We start from the raw sequence: 17058 nt of genomic DNA, 5'->3' as shown, positions 1-17058 counted from the left end.
AATAATTGAACCTACAAAACCGATCAAAAATACAATAATTAAAGGTACAACAATCAAGGCAAATGCGATTACTGCCATTAAAAGACTACTCCCTAAAATTGGCCAAAACCTGGAAAATGCCTGTTTAATCACTGAACCGACTGTATATGTTTCGTTTTTCCTAATATGATTAATCATAAATAAAATAGCTACCTGCGAAAATGCCAACAAAATTAGATGAGGCAATCCCAACAAAACAAATACAATATCAGCCCCGAAATTTGTGGCCTCTACTGGTATTGCTGCACCTTGATTAAAGCTAGTTGTAAATTGATCCAGCCAACTCTCCCCAGTACCTAATCCTCCAAACAGACTCATTCCGGATAATAACTCGGTTAGTGCCTGCAATAGATAAATTGGACCAACCAGAATTAACAAAACCATGAAAAAATCAGAGAAACGATTTTTGACTAAACGAAATGTATGATCTAGAATCTCTCCAAACCCTTTTGGTTTACTAAACTGTTCATTCATAACAAATTCCTCCTGCAGCATATATACTATCTATAACTTATTTTATCATCATTCAGGCATTCTAGCAGGAAACATTGAAAATTATTGCATTATTAAAAATGAAAGTAATTTTTGGTGACTGTAGCTTTTAAAAAAGACGCTTCCACTATGGATAGCGTCTTCATTACAGAAACTGTTTAAGCTCAAAAAATTTAAATTCAAACAACAGAATAAACAGGCGATTTATTCGTTAAACCATTTAATAAATTAACTGCTGCCATCTGAGCCATTCTAATTCTTGTATTAATACTTGCACTTCCTATATGTGGCAGTGTAACGACATTAGGAAGCGTCAATAGTTGCTTTTGCAATGATACAGGTTCTTTTTCAAAAACGTCTAGGCCCGCTGCCCAAATCTCATTACCTTTTAAAGCCTGATATAAAGCTTTTTCATCCACTATTCCACCACGTGCTGTGTTTATTAAAATAGCAGTTTCCTTCATTAGTGCTAATTCTCTTTGCGCAATCAAATTCTTTGTCTCAGAAGTATATGGGGTCAATATTACTACAAAATCAGATTCCCTCAATAGATGGTCCAGCTCAACATAGATCACACCATATTGTTTTTCAGTTTCCAGTTTACGACTGCGATTGTGATATAAAATATCCATTCCAAACCCTTTCGCTCTCTTCACAACAGCCTCTCCAATTCTTCCCATGCCAACAATTCCTATGGTTGCGCCAAATACATCCTGCCCGGTTAATTGCATTGGTGACCATGTTTTCCACTCACCTTGATGCAAATAATCCGATGCTTCAACAATCCTTCTGGCGGTTGCCATTAACAAAGCAAATGTTAAATCTGCGGTGGTTTCAGTTAAAATACCAGGTGTATTTGTCACCATTACCCCCTGCTGATTTGCAACCTCAATGTCAATATTATCGTATCCAACAGCCATATTGCTCACAACTTTTAAATGCTTTGCTTGTGTGAGTAATTCTTTATCAATCGTTTCGGTTAAGAGACAAAGCAACCCATCAACTTCCTTAATTTTTTCTTCTAAAATATCTCTCGGGACGGGCGTATCTTCCTCTTCCCACATTTCCACTTCACATACCTCGCCCAGCTTTTGTGTTATTTCTTCTGAAACTTTCCTCGTAATAAAAACTTTTGGTTTCATAATTTTTATACCACCCTAACTTTTGCTTTTGCAATCGTGACAATTATAACAGACAGCCCCTTTCCTAAGTCTTATTGCTGTAAAAGATAAGTTCTGCTTTGATTTCTTTGTCAATTTCAATTGTACCGTATGAATAGTAAGGTAGCTTCCGCTTATCTGTTGGTGAGCCTGGATTCATCACTAGTACTTTTTTAAAATAACGGATCAGTGGAATGTGGGAATGACCAAAAATAATAACATCAACCTCTTTCTCATCAAAAGCTTCTATGGCTCTTTTTTCTGTAGTCTTCCTTTCTCCATGCCCATGAACAATCCCAATTTTATAACCAATAACCTCGACTATTTGAAGTGCTGGAAACTGTTCCTTTATTTCATCTGAATCAACATTTCCATAGACTCCTTTCACTTCAGCATATTTAGAAAGAGTTCTGTAGACTTCCATTGACTTCCAATCACCTGCATGAATAATGAGGTCAGCTGTTTTACAAGCTTCTATAAAATTAGAAGGTAGCTGTTTTCCTTTAGTCGGTATATGCGTGTCTGCGGTTACCAAAACCTTCACTGCAACATCCCTCTCTAGTAACGTCTCTTAAAGTTTATATACCCTAATTACCCTACATTAAATTACTTATCTGTTTCTTTCCCTCTCCGTCAAAATGTCTTTGATCATTTCAATATGGAACGCGCCCCATGCTTTACCTTTAAAATGAAAAATAGCACTTATCGTAAGAATAGTGAGGTATACAGATCCGAAAATTGCCCAAAGCAGGCTGCCATCCTTAAATAATACATCCTGAATTTTGCTTGAAAACAAGAATAACAGCCAGGGAATGGATGTGACAAAGACAGGTATAATACCCATTCCATTTCGCTCCTTAATCATTCGATATTGAGTTAACTGTAGAACTTCGCTATCAAGTGATTCATAGAATGTTTTAATTTCAGCTGTTTCTTTAAGCTCTTTATTGGATTGAATATCTCTTTGCTCTTTTAAAGTCAGAAATATTTTATGCGCATCTCCGCGAAAAGAAAACATGTAATCACCTCTTTAATTCACCGTTTTAAAACATCCAATCCTTTTGTAAATTGTTTGCTTCATAAGGAAGATACATACATACCTTACGTTGTTTTCTGTCAAGAAACCTGAACCATTTCTTTGTTATCTTTCCATATAGGGTTTACAATAATCTTGAAAGGAGTTTACTCATGATTACTAACTACAAGCTACCAGAAAATATAACTGAAATTTTGAATACAAACCAAAGAGAAAATAATGATACTTTAAAGGATTTAATTCAAAAAGGTGGATATTTACCTCCCCATATAGATTTATTGGTGGATGCCATTTCAGCACTAAGCATGGATAAAAACATTTTACTCAAAGGTCCAACCGGTGCTGGGAAGACTAAATTCGCTGAAACGCTATCCAACCTATTTCACCAGCCAATGTATAGTGTGAATTGTTCTGTCGATTTGGATGCAGAAAGCTTGATGGGATTTAAAACATTAACTTACCAAGAAGAAAAACAAGTGATTGAGTTTATACCCGGACCTGTAACAAGTTCAATGAATGATGGGACGTTCCTTTATATTGATGAGGTAAATATGGCCAAACCGGAAACATTGCCGCTAATTAACGGTGTGCTTGACTATCGGAGGACGATTACTAATCCGTTCACAAATGAAATCATTACTGCAAAAGAAGGCTTTAATGTTATTGCTGCAATCAACGAAGGTTACGTTGGTACAGTCCCGTTAAATGAAGCATTAAAAAATCGGTTTATCGTTATTGATGTTCCCTATATTGAAGGAGAACAATTAAAAGAATTGATTCAAACAAATACCGAATTAACAAATGAACCGACTATCGATTTATTTGTAAAACTGTCGACTGACCTAATCCGTGCTGTAAATCAAGGGAAATTATCCGAAGACGCCGCATCCATTAGAGCGTTACTCGACGCATGTGATTTAAGTGTAATCATCCCACCAAAACGCGCAATACTCCGATCAATCATAGCAAAACTCGAAGAAGAAAGAGAAAAAGAATTCGTACAAAACCTAACAAACACCCTGTTTTAGTAAGAAAAGCGGAGGCGACTGATCAGAAGCAGGCGCATAAGCAAGAAACCGAAGAACGCATGGGCTTCCGCGTTCGAAGTGTTAATTGCTTATGACGACAGCTTCTAGGAGCCGCAGCTAGACAAGAAAAGCGGAGCGGGCTTGATAGCGGCGACATGCGTAAGCAAGAGACCGTAGAGCACACGGGCTTCCGTGCTCGAAGTGTCAATTGCTTACGTCACGAGCCGCTAGCCCGCGAAGCTAGACAAGAAAAGCGGAGGCGACTGATCAGAAGCGGGCGCATAAGCAAGAAACCGAAGAACGCATGGGCTTCCGCGTAGGTATCAAGGAGGATAACTGATGAAATATAACCGCTGGGATGATTCCAAAATAGATACGAATCTTTTTCTTCAATTACAGGACCTGGCCACTATATTGTCAGGACAACCAAATTTAAAATTTGAATATAAATATGGTTCATATATTGACCTTATAGATGAAAAAGTCACCGGTAGCCATTTTTGGGATGTAATGGATGAAGCTATTAAGGAATCAGGATATAAAACGGATGTGTTTTTACGAACATTAGGGACATTATATTATTCACATCTCCCCCCTATGCAAAATTATTTAGAAAGAACACACCAATCAAGCCTGCCTAAGTTTGCTACCCAGTTAATTACCTTACTGGAAGACTTACGGCTTGAGGAAAAAATAATAAACGATAGACCAGGGACAAAAAAAGATTTTGCAGTAAGAAGAAAACACTTGAAGCACTATTTTCATACCCAGTTGGATGCCAACGTGACAAGAAGTTTCTCACTAGACGAGTTGTTTTGTCTCATCTATTTAACAATACAGTCAGATAACCCAGATCCAATCTTTCCAAGATCAAATGAGCAACAGCTTAGCAATCTCGAAAAAATAAAACCGCTTATTTATAACTCGTTTGAAGCTAAAAGTAGTGAAGACATTTCCAAAATTGCCGAACAAGTTACTGCACTGCTTGAAAGTTATTATAAAGATATGATAAATAGTTATTTTACTTTTCCAATTTCACACGTCGAAAAATATGAATTAAATACATTATTTGATGAATTAACACGGACAGACGAACTGGCGAACGATGACAAAGAAGAGGTCGATGAAGAAAATAATGAATACATTGATGAACAATTTTCCTCTTGGCACAGGGAAAATCAAAATAGCGACAGAAAGCAAAACTTCTTACAGTTCGAATTAGAGGTTGGTACAAAAACAAACATTATGGGTGGCGGAACGAGAGAAACTGAAGACGCTGATCAAGCAATGGGAACCATCCAGGGTTCTTCAGGGAAAAGCGAGGAAAATGATTACTCAGAAGTTGATTCGCTTGAAAAGCAAGCACAGGGTACAACAAACGGAGGAAAACAGCCAAGCGTACCAATTCATGGTGAGGAAAATAAAGACGCAGTTACTATTGTAAAAAAAGCTGAATCACCTTCAAACGAAGATAAACGTGAATACCAGTACGCTGTCTCTACGATAGAATCTTATAAACGAAGGCTTTCGTCAACAATTGATAAAACACTGGAACACAAAAAGAACGCACCAAGGAAAGATTTACTGTTTGGCCGTTTGTCCAAAAAATTACTGCCAGTTATCATTGATGAAAACCCTAGAGTATTTTACAAAAAAAATCAAGAATCAAAAAACATCGATGCCGTCTTTACCATGCTTGTAGACTGTTCCGCGTCTATGCATAACAAAATGGATGAAACAAAAAGGGGGATAATCTTATTTCATGAGGTTTTAAATCAGCTGAAGATTCCCCACTCCATTATTGGTTTTTGGGAAGATGCAAATGAAGTAAAGGAAAACTACCAACCGAATTATTTTCATCTCATTCACACTTTTTCCGATTCACTTTACCAAAATACCGGAGCTAAAATTATGCAGCTTGAGCCACAGGAAGATAATCGGGACGGCTTTAGCATTCGTGTCATAACGAAGGAATTGGCTGCCAGAAGAGAAAAACACAAGTTTCTTCTCGTGTTCACAGACGGAGAACCAGCTGCTGCAAATTATGACCAAAATGGTATTGTTGATACGAATATTGCCGTATCAGAAGCTCGCAAAAAAGGTATCGATGTCATTGGGATGTTTCTAGCGGATGGGGAGATTGATGAAAGAGAAGACCTTACAATGAAAAACATTTATGGGAAAGAAAGACTGATGATTCCAAGTGTAGAAGAACTTCCTGACCATTTTGCACCGCTCTTAAAGAAATTGTTATTAAAGACTATTTAACCGAAAAAAAAACTAACATCACAACGATGTTAGTTTTTTACACTCTATTTATCCGTACCTTCCTGATTTTTCTCCTCTTTTGCTGCACTTGCTTCAGCAGAGGATTGAGATGCTTCCTCTTTATTAGAAGCGATTGAATCAGCAATTGATCCTAAGTGCCCCTTTAAATTACCCTTGCCAGATAAATTACGGATTACTTCATTCAAATCAAGACCTGTCATTTGGGATAAACTGTCCTGAATACTTGCCATCATGCCAGTAACACTTCCAGGTAAATTTTTCACTCCGTCACCACTTCCACTATCAAGAATACGGATAGATTCCACATTTCCTAAAGGTTCAGATACAGCTTTAGCAAACTCTGGCAACATATTAATTAGCATTTCAGTCATCATTACTTCTTTGTGTTTGTTTAAGGCCTCAGCACGTTTTTCAATCGCTTCAACTTCAGCTAAACTTTTTGTTCTAATGACTTCTGCTTCAGCATGACCCGCTTTTGTTTGGGATTCCGCTTCTGCGTCAGCATTACGTACTTTTTCATAGTAATCTGCATCAGCTTTAGCTCTTCTCACCTTGACTTCTTCCTGTTCAAGTTTTACAAAACGTTCGCGTTCTAGTTGTTTTAATCGCAGCTCTTCTTCTTTATTCTGACTTACGATTTTTAAGCGTTCATTTTCCACCTCAATCTCACGTTCTGCTTTTTCCAGTTCGTAAGCGGCTTCTGTTTTCGCTCTCGCTTTCTCTGTTGCTTCCTTGAAAATAGCATCTTTAATTTCTTTTTCCTTACGTGATTCTGCGATGGAAGTCTCTCTTTCATATTCTTCTCTTTGCGTCTCTTCGTTCATTTGAGCTACGTGGACTTTCGTTTCACGGGTGTTAGTTGCTTCTGCAATTTCTGCTTCTTTTTGAACTTCAGCAGTTCTTGGACGTCCCAGATTTGTTAAATAATCGCTTCCTTCAACGTCTTTTAGATCAGTCAGCCCAAGACTAGTAATTTTGAAACCCATTGCGTCCAGCTGATTTTGAGCGATTTCACGTACCTGATCATTGAAACTTTCTCGATCATTATTGATTTGCTCAACTGTCATTTTTGATAAAATAGCACGCAAATTAGATCCTAATACTTCTGAAATATCGGATTCAAGATCTGCCTGATCTCTACCCAAAAATTGCTCAGCATACTTAGCAATACCTTCTAGAGAATCGGCTACTTTAATCATAGCAACCGCTTCACCAACAATCGGAACTCCTTGTTTAGTATAAACAGTTGGGGTAGATATTTTTAACTGAAAGGATGTCAAAGAAACCGGTGTGTGGGTTTGAAACATCTTTAAACGGTGTCCCCCACCACGAATTACTTTCATATACCTACCTTCATCATCCTGAAACACATTGGTATCCTTATTAGGATCTCCCAATTTTGGTCCGGTGATAATCAGAGCAACATTGGATGGAACGGTCTTGTATTTCATTTTCATATAAACGAACCAACCTATTCCAATAAAAGCTGCTAAACCTAATGCTACAAACAAATAAATAAATACCACATAATCTCCCCTTTTTTATTTTCTGCATACCAATCCATGTAAATGCTTATGTATTGGACCAATATACTTCTAAAAAACTGTTAAGAAATTACCATAACAGTCCTCCTTATTGTATATGAATTTTCTGCCTTTTTAAATGAATTATGAAAAAATAATTAATTAAGTTTAAAAAATAAAAATTCTAACTCATATTACATCAAAAATTCGGCAGAATAATACAATAAATAAAAATGGAGGTCTACTAATGAAAAATAAAAACGAACTCAAAAAACAAATGGAAGATATCCAGCAGGAAACAGACAGTTCCGCAATATTAAATGATGTGGTAAATAGTGAGTTCGAACAACACCCAGGACAGAACGAAAGCCTCGTGAAAGACAGCTCACTATCTCCTGCTGAAAAGGCTGTTCAGCAAAATACGGATGGAAAAACATGGATTACGGACGATGACCAATAAATTTACGCAAAAAATGCTATATTATCAATTAATGTACCTGATGTCCGCTACAAGAAGGTATGAATGAGTGTTTAACGCAGATACACCTGCAAAAAGGGGGGATATTCGTTGTTGATTCCCCCCTTAATTCATCTCGGCAACAGAACCCGCTAGGTTTACAAAAAGGCTTTCTTTTCCTAACTACTGTTTCTTTGTGTTAGTTTGACCAGGGTGAAAAATAGCAGCTAATCTATCCTCTAAACCAAGCGAGGCTTGCCTAGTCGGCATTATAGTATCTACACCATCTGGATCTATTATCGGAGACCCAATTGGAGCAACATTCACGTAACTGCCATCCCCATAGTTCTAACTTATAACGTTTAGCTTTGCATTACTAGAAAAGGCATTGTATTGTGCCTCTCCCACTTGAAAAATACCGTTATTATCAATGTTGTTAACTGAAATCCCACCAAAGAAATTAATTGCCATTGGGTCACGCTCCATAAATACTATGTACACCAGAGAATCCTATTACACCAAACAATAATGTAAGTAAGGTTAAATACAAAACCAAATTTAAAGGATGTATTCCGACAATAGGATTGACTGGGCCCAAAAAGGAAACTGCAAAAATTAATAGAATACACATTATTGAAAAGATAAAAGACCAAACGTTAATTAGTTTCACCACAGTTAGATTCCATCTTTCTTAAAGGTTGTTTTCTGAAAGATTATTGTTTTTAACACAATACCTATAAAATGCGATGTAACTTACCGCTACGAAAATACACTCGCGCACCTTAGGGAGGCTGGTAAGCCTCCTCGTGCTACGCACTGCGGGGTCTAACCTATGCCTTTCCTCCCGTAGGAGTCTTCGTGTATTTCCTACGCTAGCAATGTACTAAACAAATGACCATCATGATAAAAACCTTTTTACGGATTGATTGAAGAGTAGGGCAGTCGACTCCTGCGGGAACAGCGCGAGCTGAAGACCCCACAGCGGTGATTTTCCGCGAGGAGGCTGAGGTCGTGCCCGCGGAAAGCGACTGCCCGAAGCGGAAATCAACGCAGCAGTTACGTCGCACTTTCCATCAACTGTGTAGATTAACAAAAACAAACTTCGAAAAGATCCTTCTGCTAACTGTGACATAAATTAACATAATAAGTATTAATTTTATGCACTAAGATAACAAAGTTCACGTTTCATTTAAACAATTTATTCCAAATTAATATAAAACAGTACCAAACCCTCTCCATTACTGAGTAAATAACAAAATTAGCTAAGTTCACCAGACCCACACAAAATTTTTAAGTTTACTTTTAATAAAAAAAGGCTATATTATCATAAATTAACAATATACTTATAAGATAAATGAAACATTTTTACATACTAATCCGTCTAATTAGTTAAGAAATAACAGGGAGGGTGTTTCTGTGAGGAACATTGTAGTCGTTTTAATTATTATTTTAGTCACCTCTGGTTGCGGCACACAGACAAGCAGTAACAATGATCGAAAGTCTCAGGAAAGTCACCATGTGGATCAATCTGAAAAAAATTCAGCTGAAATGCTTTTGGAAGTAGGAGCTCCAACAAAGGTTGCAATTAACGAACTTGAAAACCAAAACACCCTTCAAGTTTTTAAACAAACAGATACCACTAAAGTATCCGAAGAAAATAACACTGATAATTTTCAGGAAGAGGAAGTATTTTTAAAATTACTAAACGAATACAATTATATGTTTGATAGAATTAAACCTGATGTGAATTATGATGAGTTTAACGAAGAACATGTTGGATACAAATTTAAAACGATTCGTACAAAAGAACAATTGTTCAACAAATTCACAGATATTATGACCGTAGATGTAGCACAAAAAACTTGGGATGTCTTCGTTAAAGAGGGAGAAAACGGATTATATTTGATTCCTATGGATCTCTATCCAATGTTTGATAAAAATAATCCCTATTCAATTGAGAAGATTAACAATAACACATACAAACTAGTCCATGAACACCAAAGTGGATTACACGGAAACTTTGATATGATTTTTGTCTTTGAGAAGTTCGATAACACATGGAAAATAACAGATTTGGCATACCAATACCCTGACAAACAAGCCTAACGAATACCATAAGAAATGCATCGGTCTTCGTTGGGTATTGTTCTTTCCCATGTATTCATTTGTTTTAGCAAAATGATAAACCATATGTAACTGGATTACCACCAAGAGAAATAATAAGACGGTGACCAATTCTCTCTAATCACCTCAACTACTAAGTCTGGATGATCCCAATGCAGCATATGCGTAGTATCGGGGATTAACTTTACCACTCCTCCTGTCCTTTGTTTGAAAATTTTCGAAGTCATATTTCTATAATCATTAAGTTCCACAGGCAAGGTCGCTCTAAGTAACAAAATATTAGTTGAAAGATTTTTATAGATGTCTTCTATTTCATTTATGTGCATTGCCCTTATTATATTTCCTGCTGTAACTCCTCGCACATGCCAATAGATCTTACTGTTTTTTTCTAATCCCAGATCCTTAACTGCTGTTTCTATTAAAGGAGACCACCTTGTATATGCGTTCTTTTCTGTTTTTAAAAAATCCTCCCAGTCATTAAACACATACTCTTCAAAATCCTTCTGATAATATGCTATTTCCTCTTCCATGGACTGTTTCTGTAATCTTTTACTCTGATAACCCCCATCAACAAGAATTGCACCTAAAACCTTCTCTGGATATTTGAGTTGGTAAAAAAGGGATACAAAACTTCCCCAGGAATGTGACAGAAAATAAAACTTTTCAATATCAAGACAAGCTAAGACAGTATTTAACCACGATGCAAGAAATGGCAGTTCATACTCCTCTGCACTTTTAAAGGGCATTGTTTTACCGTGCCCTGGTGCATCAATTGAAATAATCCTAAACTCATCTTTTAGTTGCTCAGCGACTTCTATAAAACTGAGACTTGTACTCCCTAAACCATGCAAACAAAAAATCACTGGATTACTGCTTTTGCCCCATTCTGTTATGTGAACACTTATATTACCGGCATTAACAAAATATTGGTTCAAAATAATAGCCTCCTAGTTTTAAAAGTATCTTTCTTCACGTACCGCCTATTCCTTTGGATTAAAAATAAATTCTACTTCATTTCCCCCCATCTCAACGTTAAGATCATACCCCTTTAGGAACCATATATCTTGAGCTGTGAAGTAAAACGTGACTCCTTCTACAACATCTTCTATGCCGATTTCCCCTTCTTCACCAATGGATAAACCCAAAAAATAACTTGGACGAACAGTTGGAATACCTCCATATAACTTCACGAAAAACCGCAAATAATCTCCCTGATGCAATCCCATTTCTTTTTTATACCACTTAGCTGCTTCTTCACTTACTGAAAAAATCATGTATACACCTCTCCTTTTAAATAGTATTACATGTACCCATTTATAATTCTTCTAATCTTTATTACCATCTACTAGGTTACTCTATTATCAAGAAAATTTCAGTGATTAAAATAACAAAGCTAGTGATTTACTGTATAACAACGTTCTGTATCTTTAAATTAGTGATTTATATTACAGAATTTCAGCCCTTTTTGGTATAACTTATAACTGATAAATATTAACGATTTATGGTACAGCAATGATTGGAATTGTCGTTTTAGCAGCATCCGCAATTATGTGGTATTTTTTAAATCAATACGTACAACCAAGCCTAGCAATTTTTAAATTGAACATCGTTCTTTTTGTTGTAGGTGTAATAATGGTTTTAATTGCTGTTTTCACGTTTGATTTTGCTGCTGCGTGGACATTCTTGTATCCTCTACCAGCAATTTCGGGTGGTATGTGGGGGAAAACAGCTGCAGCTCTATACTTAGGTGGTATGTTAATAATTGGTACCGGGTTTTTGATCTTCTTTCTCGATATCTCACGTTCCATCATTAAAGAATATGGTAGTTTTGCTCGATCATTAGGATGGCTTAATTAACGTTTACATACCAACAAGTTTTACAATTGATCCTCTTCTCGCCAAGAACCTAATATTTGCATTTGGACATATTTTTGCAAACTCTATTATTTATATGGGAATTATCGTCGTTTATGAACTGCTGCCAAGGTATACTAACCGGCCATGGAAGGCTAATAAAGTCTTTTTAATTGCCTGGAGCCTGTCTACACTGTTTACAATTATTATTTACCAACACCACTTATTAATGGATTTTGCAATGCCTAAATGGTTGTTGATCATGGGTCAAGCACTATCCTACATGAATGGGCTGCCTGTACTGGTTGTAACAGCATATGGCGCTTTAATGATCGTTTACCGGTCGGGAATTAAATGGGATGTTACCTCTGGTTTTCTTTTCCTTTCCATATTTGGGTGGGTGATTGGGGTTATACCAGCTATTATCGATGCAACAATCGTAATCAACCAGGTGATGCGCAACACTAAATGGGTTCCCGGACATTTTCATATGTATATGGGAATCGGGGCTGTTTCTATGATTATTGGATTTATGTATTATCTGACAAAAGTGGAAGGTAATAGAAAAGATAATAAATTTGACCACCTGTAACTGTGGTTATATGCGCTGGCATTCTTTGGATTAACTGGCTCATTCCTGTTCTCAGGTAAATCAAGCGCACCCAGACGTTGGGCGGAACACTTACCAGAATGGATTCCAGCTGATGTTGTTGGTGCCATTTTCGGAACAGGTATTGCATTGATGTTTCTTTTATACGTTGTTCGTTTCATAACCTTTGCTAGTCGTGTTGGAAAAAATGAATCCATCCATGACGCTGGGAAAACAAAACATGCTTAGAAGAAACTCACCTGTAATTGTAGTCATAATCGTTATGGGTATACTTCTTTTAACTTTAGCAACAGATAGTTTTAAAGCCTTTACTGCAGAACAAGCACGTAGAGTAACTATTGTTAAACAAACGCCACAACTTCCTGATTTTACTTTTGAAGATAGCAATTCAGAAGTTTTTCAACTGTCTGATCTAAGAGGTAAGTATATTTTGGCCACTTATTTTTATACAAGATGTGGGGATGTTTTGTCCAGTTGTAGAAAAGAACTTCGAAGAAATTTTCACTAACCTACCTAAAAGATTGAGTAATCAGATTTAACTACTAAGCATTAGTTTTGATCCTGAGGAAGACATACCTGAAAAACTAAGACATTCTGAGGAAATTTATAATGCAAATGGAGACAGGTGGAAGATTGTGCGTATTCCAGATCAACAGCAACTCAACCTATTACTAGAAAGATCAGGAGTTATTGGTTACAATTCCCTTATTAGTAGGAATCCCTCTTGCATTGAGTTGGAAAAGAGTAACCTCAACAGTAAAGAGATTTGTCTGGGCTAATGTAATAGCAATGTGTTTTGTAATGGGATGGTTATATCACAGTGCCCCTGTTCGGATCTGTAACAACTATTTACAAGAGCAACAAACCGTATTAGGAACGTCTTTGATTACTATTTCTATTTTTTTACTAATATCCTTTTTTTGTAAAGTATTTTTCTTTGGAATAAAAAATGTTTAGTAGCTGGCAACGTAGAAAAAGGTTGACCAAAAAAGGACAACCTTTACCTACGTCTTTTTCATTGTTATTCCGATTAATTAGTTACAATCAGAAATATAAATATGTATGCGGACATATAGTTCCCTATTCGTCATATGTCTTAGTAAAATGGAGAGTCCTCTAGTAAATAAGGGATGTAGTGCCCGTTTACATCCTAATCACATATTCCAATTCGTTTCACCAAGATCTACTTAGTAAACACTTCCCTCTTCGTCTTTTGAATAAGAAATTCGTTAACTTTCCTACTCACTGTTATCCCGCTTTCAATTGCACCATCTATAAAACCAGCCCATCCGTTAGCATATGTCGTCCCAGCAAGAAACACTTTATTTTCCGGCCGTTTCCATTCATGGAAATAGGAAGTTAACTGATTAGGTTTAAGCGTTGGCCATGTTTCTTGCGAGAATGCATCATTTACCCAGTCATGTCCAGTACAATCTAAAACCTTGATGTCATATATCCAATACCGCAATGCTTGTTGAACTGCTGATACATTTGTAGGCTCAAGTAAGTTTGCGCTTGGACCGAATCCTACTAAAATACTATCACCATCTATATATCTATCAAGATGAACAGAATTAAGTGGATAATCCCCTGGTGCAAGTGCACTAAATGGTTCCAATTCCCCCTGAACCCGAGCCCAAACTTTTACTCCTTTAGAAGTTTGCCCTTCATGTGATGACGTTTGCTTCTTTAATGATAGCTCAGGTTTGAATTCAATATTTTTTAGCGTAGTTAAAGGTACTGTTACTATCACCGCATCTGCACAATAGCTATTTCCATCATCGGAATATACAGTTACATAATCTTCGTTTTGTTTAATACTATTTACTATTGTCGACAACTTTGCGTCAACCAACGCATCACGTGATATAGCATTGATTAATCCCACTGTTCCTTGTTTTAGCTTAAACCCAGAAACGGAAGCGCTATGCATATCCAAATTTGCTTGCGAGAAAGCCCACCATCGAAATATTTGTGAAATGCCCCCTTCTTCTGGAGAACCACAGTAGTCAGATGCAATCCATCCATGCAGAATATCGTATTCTTCTCTGGACAATTCAAGCGTGTTAAGAAATTGGGTTGCTGTCATCTCGTCAATGCCTGCCATCATAGATGCATTTAACGGTTGAAAAGGTAGTGGAATATATTTGTGACTTTCACTCATTACACGCTCGAATGTATCTTTAAATTTTTTCTTGAACTCAACTACAGTTGACGAAAAAACTTTGTCATCAGAAATCCAATACATTTTTTGGGCCACTGGAGACTCAACAACATCTAAACCGTACCTTGTTATTTCTGTCCAAACATGGGGTTGATGCCAATGTACATAGGTTCCACCCATTTCGAGATCACAACCTAATCGTGAGTCAACCCACGTACGACCTCCAAGTCGATCACGTGCTTCCAATAGAAGAACATTTTTTCCTAACATACGAAGTTCACGTGCTGCAATTAAACCAGAAAAACCTCCACCAACAATGATGACATCATAATTTACTCCTTTTTTTTCCAACGTACCTTCCACCTCCATGGTCACCTGATATTAGCTGACAAACACTTTTTTCTTCATATAGTAAAAGCCTGTGTAGTAGTGATTACTAATTGATTGTTAAATTATGTATGTATTACTACTTTTAACTAAATCCTAAAACTTTTATTTTTCAGAAAGTTAAATTAATTATATGACCTTGTAATGGATAAGTCAATTAGCAAAGTAATAACCGTGGTTCATTACCACAAAGTCAAAGTTGGACAGTAAAACAAAAACGCTTTCTGCTTCTAACTATCTTGAATTTTTCCTGCAATAAAAAGATACACTACTATAAAAACCTTCCTGGAGCCATTTGAGAAAAAAGGTGTAAGAATATATATCAATAGGAGACTTGCTAAATGAAAAATACTGTAGTGAATAAGCTGAACCAAATTGAAGAAGATTATCACGTCAAAGTTCTTTATTGTTGTGAAGCAGGTAGCAGAACATGGGGACTTGCATCTAAGGAAAGTGATTTCGACGTACGATTTATCTATATTCATACTCAGGACTATTATTTAGGTATTGATCCTGTAGGAATTGGTAAAAAAAGCGATGTGATTGAATTGCCAATCAGTACTTCACTCGACATGAGTGGCTGGGAACTCACCAAAACACTCCGACTTTTCAGGAAATCAAACCCATCCCTACTAGAATGGATCCACTCCAGCATTGTTTATGCTCAAGCTTTTTCGACAGTCGATAAAATGGAAAGATTAATACCCGTGATTGTTAATCCTGGAGTCTGTATCCTGCACTATTTAAATATCGCCAACACAAACGTTAAAAAATGCCAACAGAACAAACGAGTTACTGTCAAACAGCTAATTAATGTAATTCGACCAATACTGGCAGCGATGTGGATCAAAACACATCAGGAATTTCCACCAATTGAATTTAAAGTTTTGCTGGAAAAACTTATTAAACATGGCGAGATAAAACAGCAGATTCTTTTATTGTTGGATGCTAAAACCACTGGAAATAGCTTTGAACCTGATTTAGATAGAAAACTGCTTCTTGAGTTTGCAGAACAAAAAATGGAGTTATTAAAAGTTTATACAAAAAACCTACAAACAAGGAGCCCAGATTATACGAAACAATTAGATCGTCTGTTCCAAGAGACACTTAAGGAAGCTTGGGAATAAGAGTTGATAACCAATACTTTCTGATACTAACCTTATTCCTTTGTGGCATAAAGAAATACATGAAACAGTCCTAGTATTAATTATTCATCCGCGATAAAATTAGTATTAATTATATGTACAACTACCTTTCTGTCATATCACTTTCCTTTCAAAACTTGCTAGCAAATCCTTTACCTATACTTCCTTGAATAGACAAATTCAGTAATTGGCAATATCACTAGTGTTAGACATACCACAATAAGAAGTGGAATATTATTAATTTCATTTAAATCTCCTGTACCTTCACTTATAAATAGGATCAACCCAGACAAAATCATTAAAACGAAATAACTTATTTTCGCACTTTGCGTTGTAATATGACGATCTAATTCATCCTTTTCATCACTGCCATCGTGGTTATCCCAGGTAAGTATCTTAAAGAAAAACGATAAGGCAAGAAACATGGAAAATATTGAACCTCCTTCAATCCTTTGAAAACGGACCCAATCATAGATGGTTAATCCCACTATTAAACAAAAAACCAAAGTTGTTCCTATCAACATTATACCTTTTGTTCTATTCATCCTTATCCCCCCCCTAATAAACAGTTCATCTACTTTCGTACCAAGTTGTTTCAATAAAATAAATGCCAAAGATAAAGTAGGGTCATACTTATCATCTCTATCTATTTTGTCATTGAACATCAATAGTCCCCATTACGTATAATTACATTTAATATGCTAGATTCATGAAAACCATACCTGATGCCTATTACTTACTGAGGTTATT

General features: G+C 36.4%; 18 protein-coding genes and 1 pseudogene. 8 read left to right on the top strand and 11 right to left on the bottom strand.

What is annotated here, in order from left to right; all coding sequences use genetic code 11:
* From ACOI1D_RS17795 to ACOI1D_RS17780, 4 genes and pseudogenes are all read right to left on the bottom strand, one after another.
* A pseudogene (locus ACOI1D_RS17795) lies at window positions 1–513 on the bottom strand (hypothetical protein); the annotation flags it as partial.
* Window positions 514–710: 197 nt separating this feature from the next.
* Window positions 711–1673 (bottom strand): 2-hydroxyacid dehydrogenase, encoded by a 963-nt coding sequence (locus ACOI1D_RS17790; RefSeq protein ID WP_422503120.1) that lies wholly within the window; start codon window positions 1671–1673, stop codon window positions 711–713.
* 64 nt (window positions 1674–1737) lie between these two features.
* A complete protein-coding gene (locus ACOI1D_RS17785; protein ID WP_422503118.1) occupies window positions 1738–2235 on the bottom strand; it encodes a metallophosphoesterase family protein in 498 nt (165 codons plus the stop codon).
* Between the two features lie 66 nt (window positions 2236–2301).
* Complete coding sequence (locus tag ACOI1D_RS17780) at window positions 2302–2709, bottom strand: hypothetical protein (protein ID WP_422503116.1); 408 nt, start codon at window positions 2707–2709, stop codon at window positions 2302–2304.
* A 170-nt stretch (window positions 2710–2879) separates the two neighbouring features.
* Here ACOI1D_RS17780 and ACOI1D_RS17775 point away from each other — a divergent pair, with 170 nt between their 5' ends.
* The gene (locus tag ACOI1D_RS17775; protein ID WP_422503114.1) at window positions 2880–3755 is read left to right on the top strand and encodes an AAA family ATPase; all 876 of its coding nucleotides are present in this window, start codon (window positions 2880–2882) and stop codon (window positions 3753–3755) included.
* 339 nt (window positions 3756–4094) lie between these two features.
* Window positions 4095–6023 carry a vWA domain-containing protein gene (locus tag ACOI1D_RS17770; protein ID WP_422503112.1) on the top strand — a complete coding sequence of 643 codons (1929 nt, stop codon included), beginning with the start codon at window positions 4095–4097 and terminating at the stop codon, window positions 6021–6023.
* Window positions 6024–6067: 44 nt separating this feature from the next.
* Here the strand turns inward: ACOI1D_RS17770 and ACOI1D_RS17765 are convergent, their stop codons facing one another.
* Window positions 6068–7570, bottom strand: a complete 1503-nt coding sequence (locus ACOI1D_RS17765; RefSeq protein WP_422503111.1) for a flotillin family protein — start codon at window positions 7568–7570, stop codon at window positions 6068–6070.
* A gap of 244 nt (window positions 7571–7814) precedes the next feature.
* Between ACOI1D_RS17765 and ACOI1D_RS17760 the strand changes: the two genes are divergently transcribed.
* A complete protein-coding gene (locus tag ACOI1D_RS17760; RefSeq protein ID WP_422503110.1) occupies window positions 7815–8027 on the top strand; it encodes a hypothetical protein in 213 nt (70 codons plus the stop codon).
* Window positions 8028–8207: 180 nt separating this feature from the next.
* On the opposite strand, the gene ACOI1D_RS17755 is transcribed toward ACOI1D_RS17760, so the two are convergent.
* Together ACOI1D_RS17755 and ACOI1D_RS17750 are read right to left on the bottom strand one after the other, a co-directional pair.
* On the bottom strand, window positions 8208–8351 hold the full coding sequence (locus tag ACOI1D_RS17755) for a hypothetical protein (RefSeq protein ID WP_422503109.1): 144 nt from the start codon (window positions 8349–8351) through the stop codon (window positions 8208–8210).
* Between the two features lie 21 nt (window positions 8352–8372).
* Window positions 8373–8495, bottom strand: a complete 123-nt coding sequence (locus ACOI1D_RS17750) for a hypothetical protein (protein ID WP_422503108.1) — start codon at window positions 8493–8495, stop codon at window positions 8373–8375.
* 945 nt (window positions 8496–9440) lie between these two features.
* Between ACOI1D_RS17750 and ACOI1D_RS17745 the strand changes: the two genes are divergently transcribed.
* A complete protein-coding gene (locus ACOI1D_RS17745) occupies window positions 9441–10130 on the top strand; it encodes a hypothetical protein (protein WP_422503107.1) in 690 nt (229 codons plus the stop codon).
* 95 nt (window positions 10131–10225) lie between these two features.
* Here ACOI1D_RS17745 and ACOI1D_RS17740 read toward each other — a convergent pair whose 3' ends face one another.
* Together ACOI1D_RS17740 and ACOI1D_RS17735 are read right to left on the bottom strand one after the other, a co-directional pair.
* On the bottom strand, window positions 10226–11083 hold the full coding sequence (locus ACOI1D_RS17740) for an alpha/beta fold hydrolase (RefSeq protein ID WP_422503106.1): 858 nt from the start codon (window positions 11081–11083) through the stop codon (window positions 10226–10228).
* A gap of 45 nt (window positions 11084–11128) precedes the next feature.
* Window positions 11129–11422: a hypothetical protein gene (locus ACOI1D_RS17735; RefSeq protein WP_422503105.1), complete on the bottom strand. Its 294-nt coding sequence runs from the start codon at window positions 11420–11422 to the stop codon at window positions 11129–11131.
* Between the two features lie 238 nt (window positions 11423–11660).
* Between ACOI1D_RS17735 and ACOI1D_RS17730 the strand changes: the two genes are divergently transcribed.
* The 3 genes from ACOI1D_RS17730 to ACOI1D_RS17720 all read left to right on the top strand — a co-directional run bounded on the left by ACOI1D_RS17730 (window position 11661) and on the right by ACOI1D_RS17720 (window position 13120).
* Complete coding sequence (locus ACOI1D_RS17730) at window positions 11661–12005, top strand: hypothetical protein (RefSeq protein ID WP_422503104.1); 345 nt, start codon at window positions 11661–11663, stop codon at window positions 12003–12005.
* The gene (locus ACOI1D_RS17725; RefSeq protein ID WP_422503122.1) at window positions 12001–12594 is read left to right on the top strand and encodes a cbb3-type cytochrome c oxidase subunit I; all 594 of its coding nucleotides are present in this window, start codon (window positions 12001–12003) and stop codon (window positions 12592–12594) included. The genes ACOI1D_RS17730 and ACOI1D_RS17725 overlap by 5 nt, the downstream gene beginning before the upstream one ends.
* A 196-nt stretch (window positions 12595–12790) precedes the next feature.
* Window positions 12791–13120, top strand: a complete 330-nt coding sequence (locus tag ACOI1D_RS17720; protein ID WP_422503103.1) for a hypothetical protein — start codon at window positions 12791–12793, stop codon at window positions 13118–13120.
* Between the two features lie 675 nt (window positions 13121–13795).
* On the opposite strand, the gene ACOI1D_RS17715 is transcribed toward ACOI1D_RS17720, so the two are convergent.
* Window positions 13796–15127, bottom strand: a complete 1332-nt coding sequence (locus tag ACOI1D_RS17715) for a flavin monoamine oxidase family protein (protein ID WP_422503102.1) — start codon at window positions 15125–15127, stop codon at window positions 13796–13798.
* Window positions 15128–15504: 377 nt separating this feature from the next.
* Here ACOI1D_RS17715 and ACOI1D_RS17710 point away from each other — a divergent pair, with 377 nt between their 5' ends.
* Window positions 15505–16290 carry a DNA polymerase beta superfamily protein gene (locus tag ACOI1D_RS17710; protein ID WP_422503101.1) on the top strand — a complete coding sequence of 262 codons (786 nt, stop codon included), beginning with the start codon at window positions 15505–15507 and terminating at the stop codon, window positions 16288–16290.
* 170 nt (window positions 16291–16460) lie between these two features.
* Here ACOI1D_RS17710 and ACOI1D_RS17705 read toward each other — a convergent pair whose 3' ends face one another.
* On the bottom strand, window positions 16461–16973 hold the full coding sequence (locus ACOI1D_RS17705) for a hypothetical protein (protein WP_422503100.1): 513 nt from the start codon (window positions 16971–16973) through the stop codon (window positions 16461–16463).
* Window positions 16974–17058 lie beyond the last annotated feature (85 nt).

This window comes from Virgibacillus sp. DJP39, assembly GCF_049310925.1.
Lineage (GTDB): Bacteria > Bacillota > Bacilli > Bacillales > Amphibacillaceae > Virgibacillus_F.
Note: the sequence above shows the minus strand (reverse complement) of the source record. Positions and strands in the feature narration are given on the sequence as shown.

Bases quoted from the DNA above. Each gene is read 5' to 3' on its own strand.
- ACOI1D_RS17790 (WP_422503120.1), bottom strand. From the start codon at position 1,673: ATGAAACCAAAAGTTTTTATTACGAGGAAAGTTTCAGAAGAAATAACA.
- ACOI1D_RS17780 (WP_422503116.1), bottom strand. From the start codon at position 2,709: ATGTTTTCTTTTCGCGGAGATGCGCATAAAATATTTCTGACTTTAAAA.
- ACOI1D_RS17775 (WP_422503114.1), top strand. From the start codon at position 2,880: ATGATTACTAACTACAAGCTACCAGAAAATATAACTGAAATTTTGAAT.
- ACOI1D_RS17770 (WP_422503112.1), top strand. From the start codon at position 4,095: ATGAAATATAACCGCTGGGATGATTCCAAAATAGATACGAATCTTTTT.
- ACOI1D_RS17760 (WP_422503110.1), top strand. From the start codon at position 7,815: ATGAAAAATAAAAACGAACTCAAAAAACAAATGGAAGATATCCAGCAG.
- ACOI1D_RS17750 (WP_422503108.1), bottom strand. From the start codon at position 8,495: ATGGCAATTAATTTCTTTGGTGGGATTTCAGTTAACAACATTGATAAT.
- ACOI1D_RS17735 (WP_422503105.1), bottom strand. From the start codon at position 11,422: ATGATTTTTTCAGTAAGTGAAGAAGCAGCTAAGTGGTATAAAAAAGAA.
- ACOI1D_RS17730 (WP_422503104.1), top strand. From the start codon at position 11,661: ATGATTGGAATTGTCGTTTTAGCAGCATCCGCAATTATGTGGTATTTT.
- ACOI1D_RS17710 (WP_422503101.1), top strand. From the start codon at position 15,505: ATGAAAAATACTGTAGTGAATAAGCTGAACCAAATTGAAGAAGATTAT.
- ACOI1D_RS17705 (WP_422503100.1), bottom strand. From the start codon at position 16,973: ATGTTCAATGACAAAATAGATAGAGATGATAAGTATGACCCTACTTTA.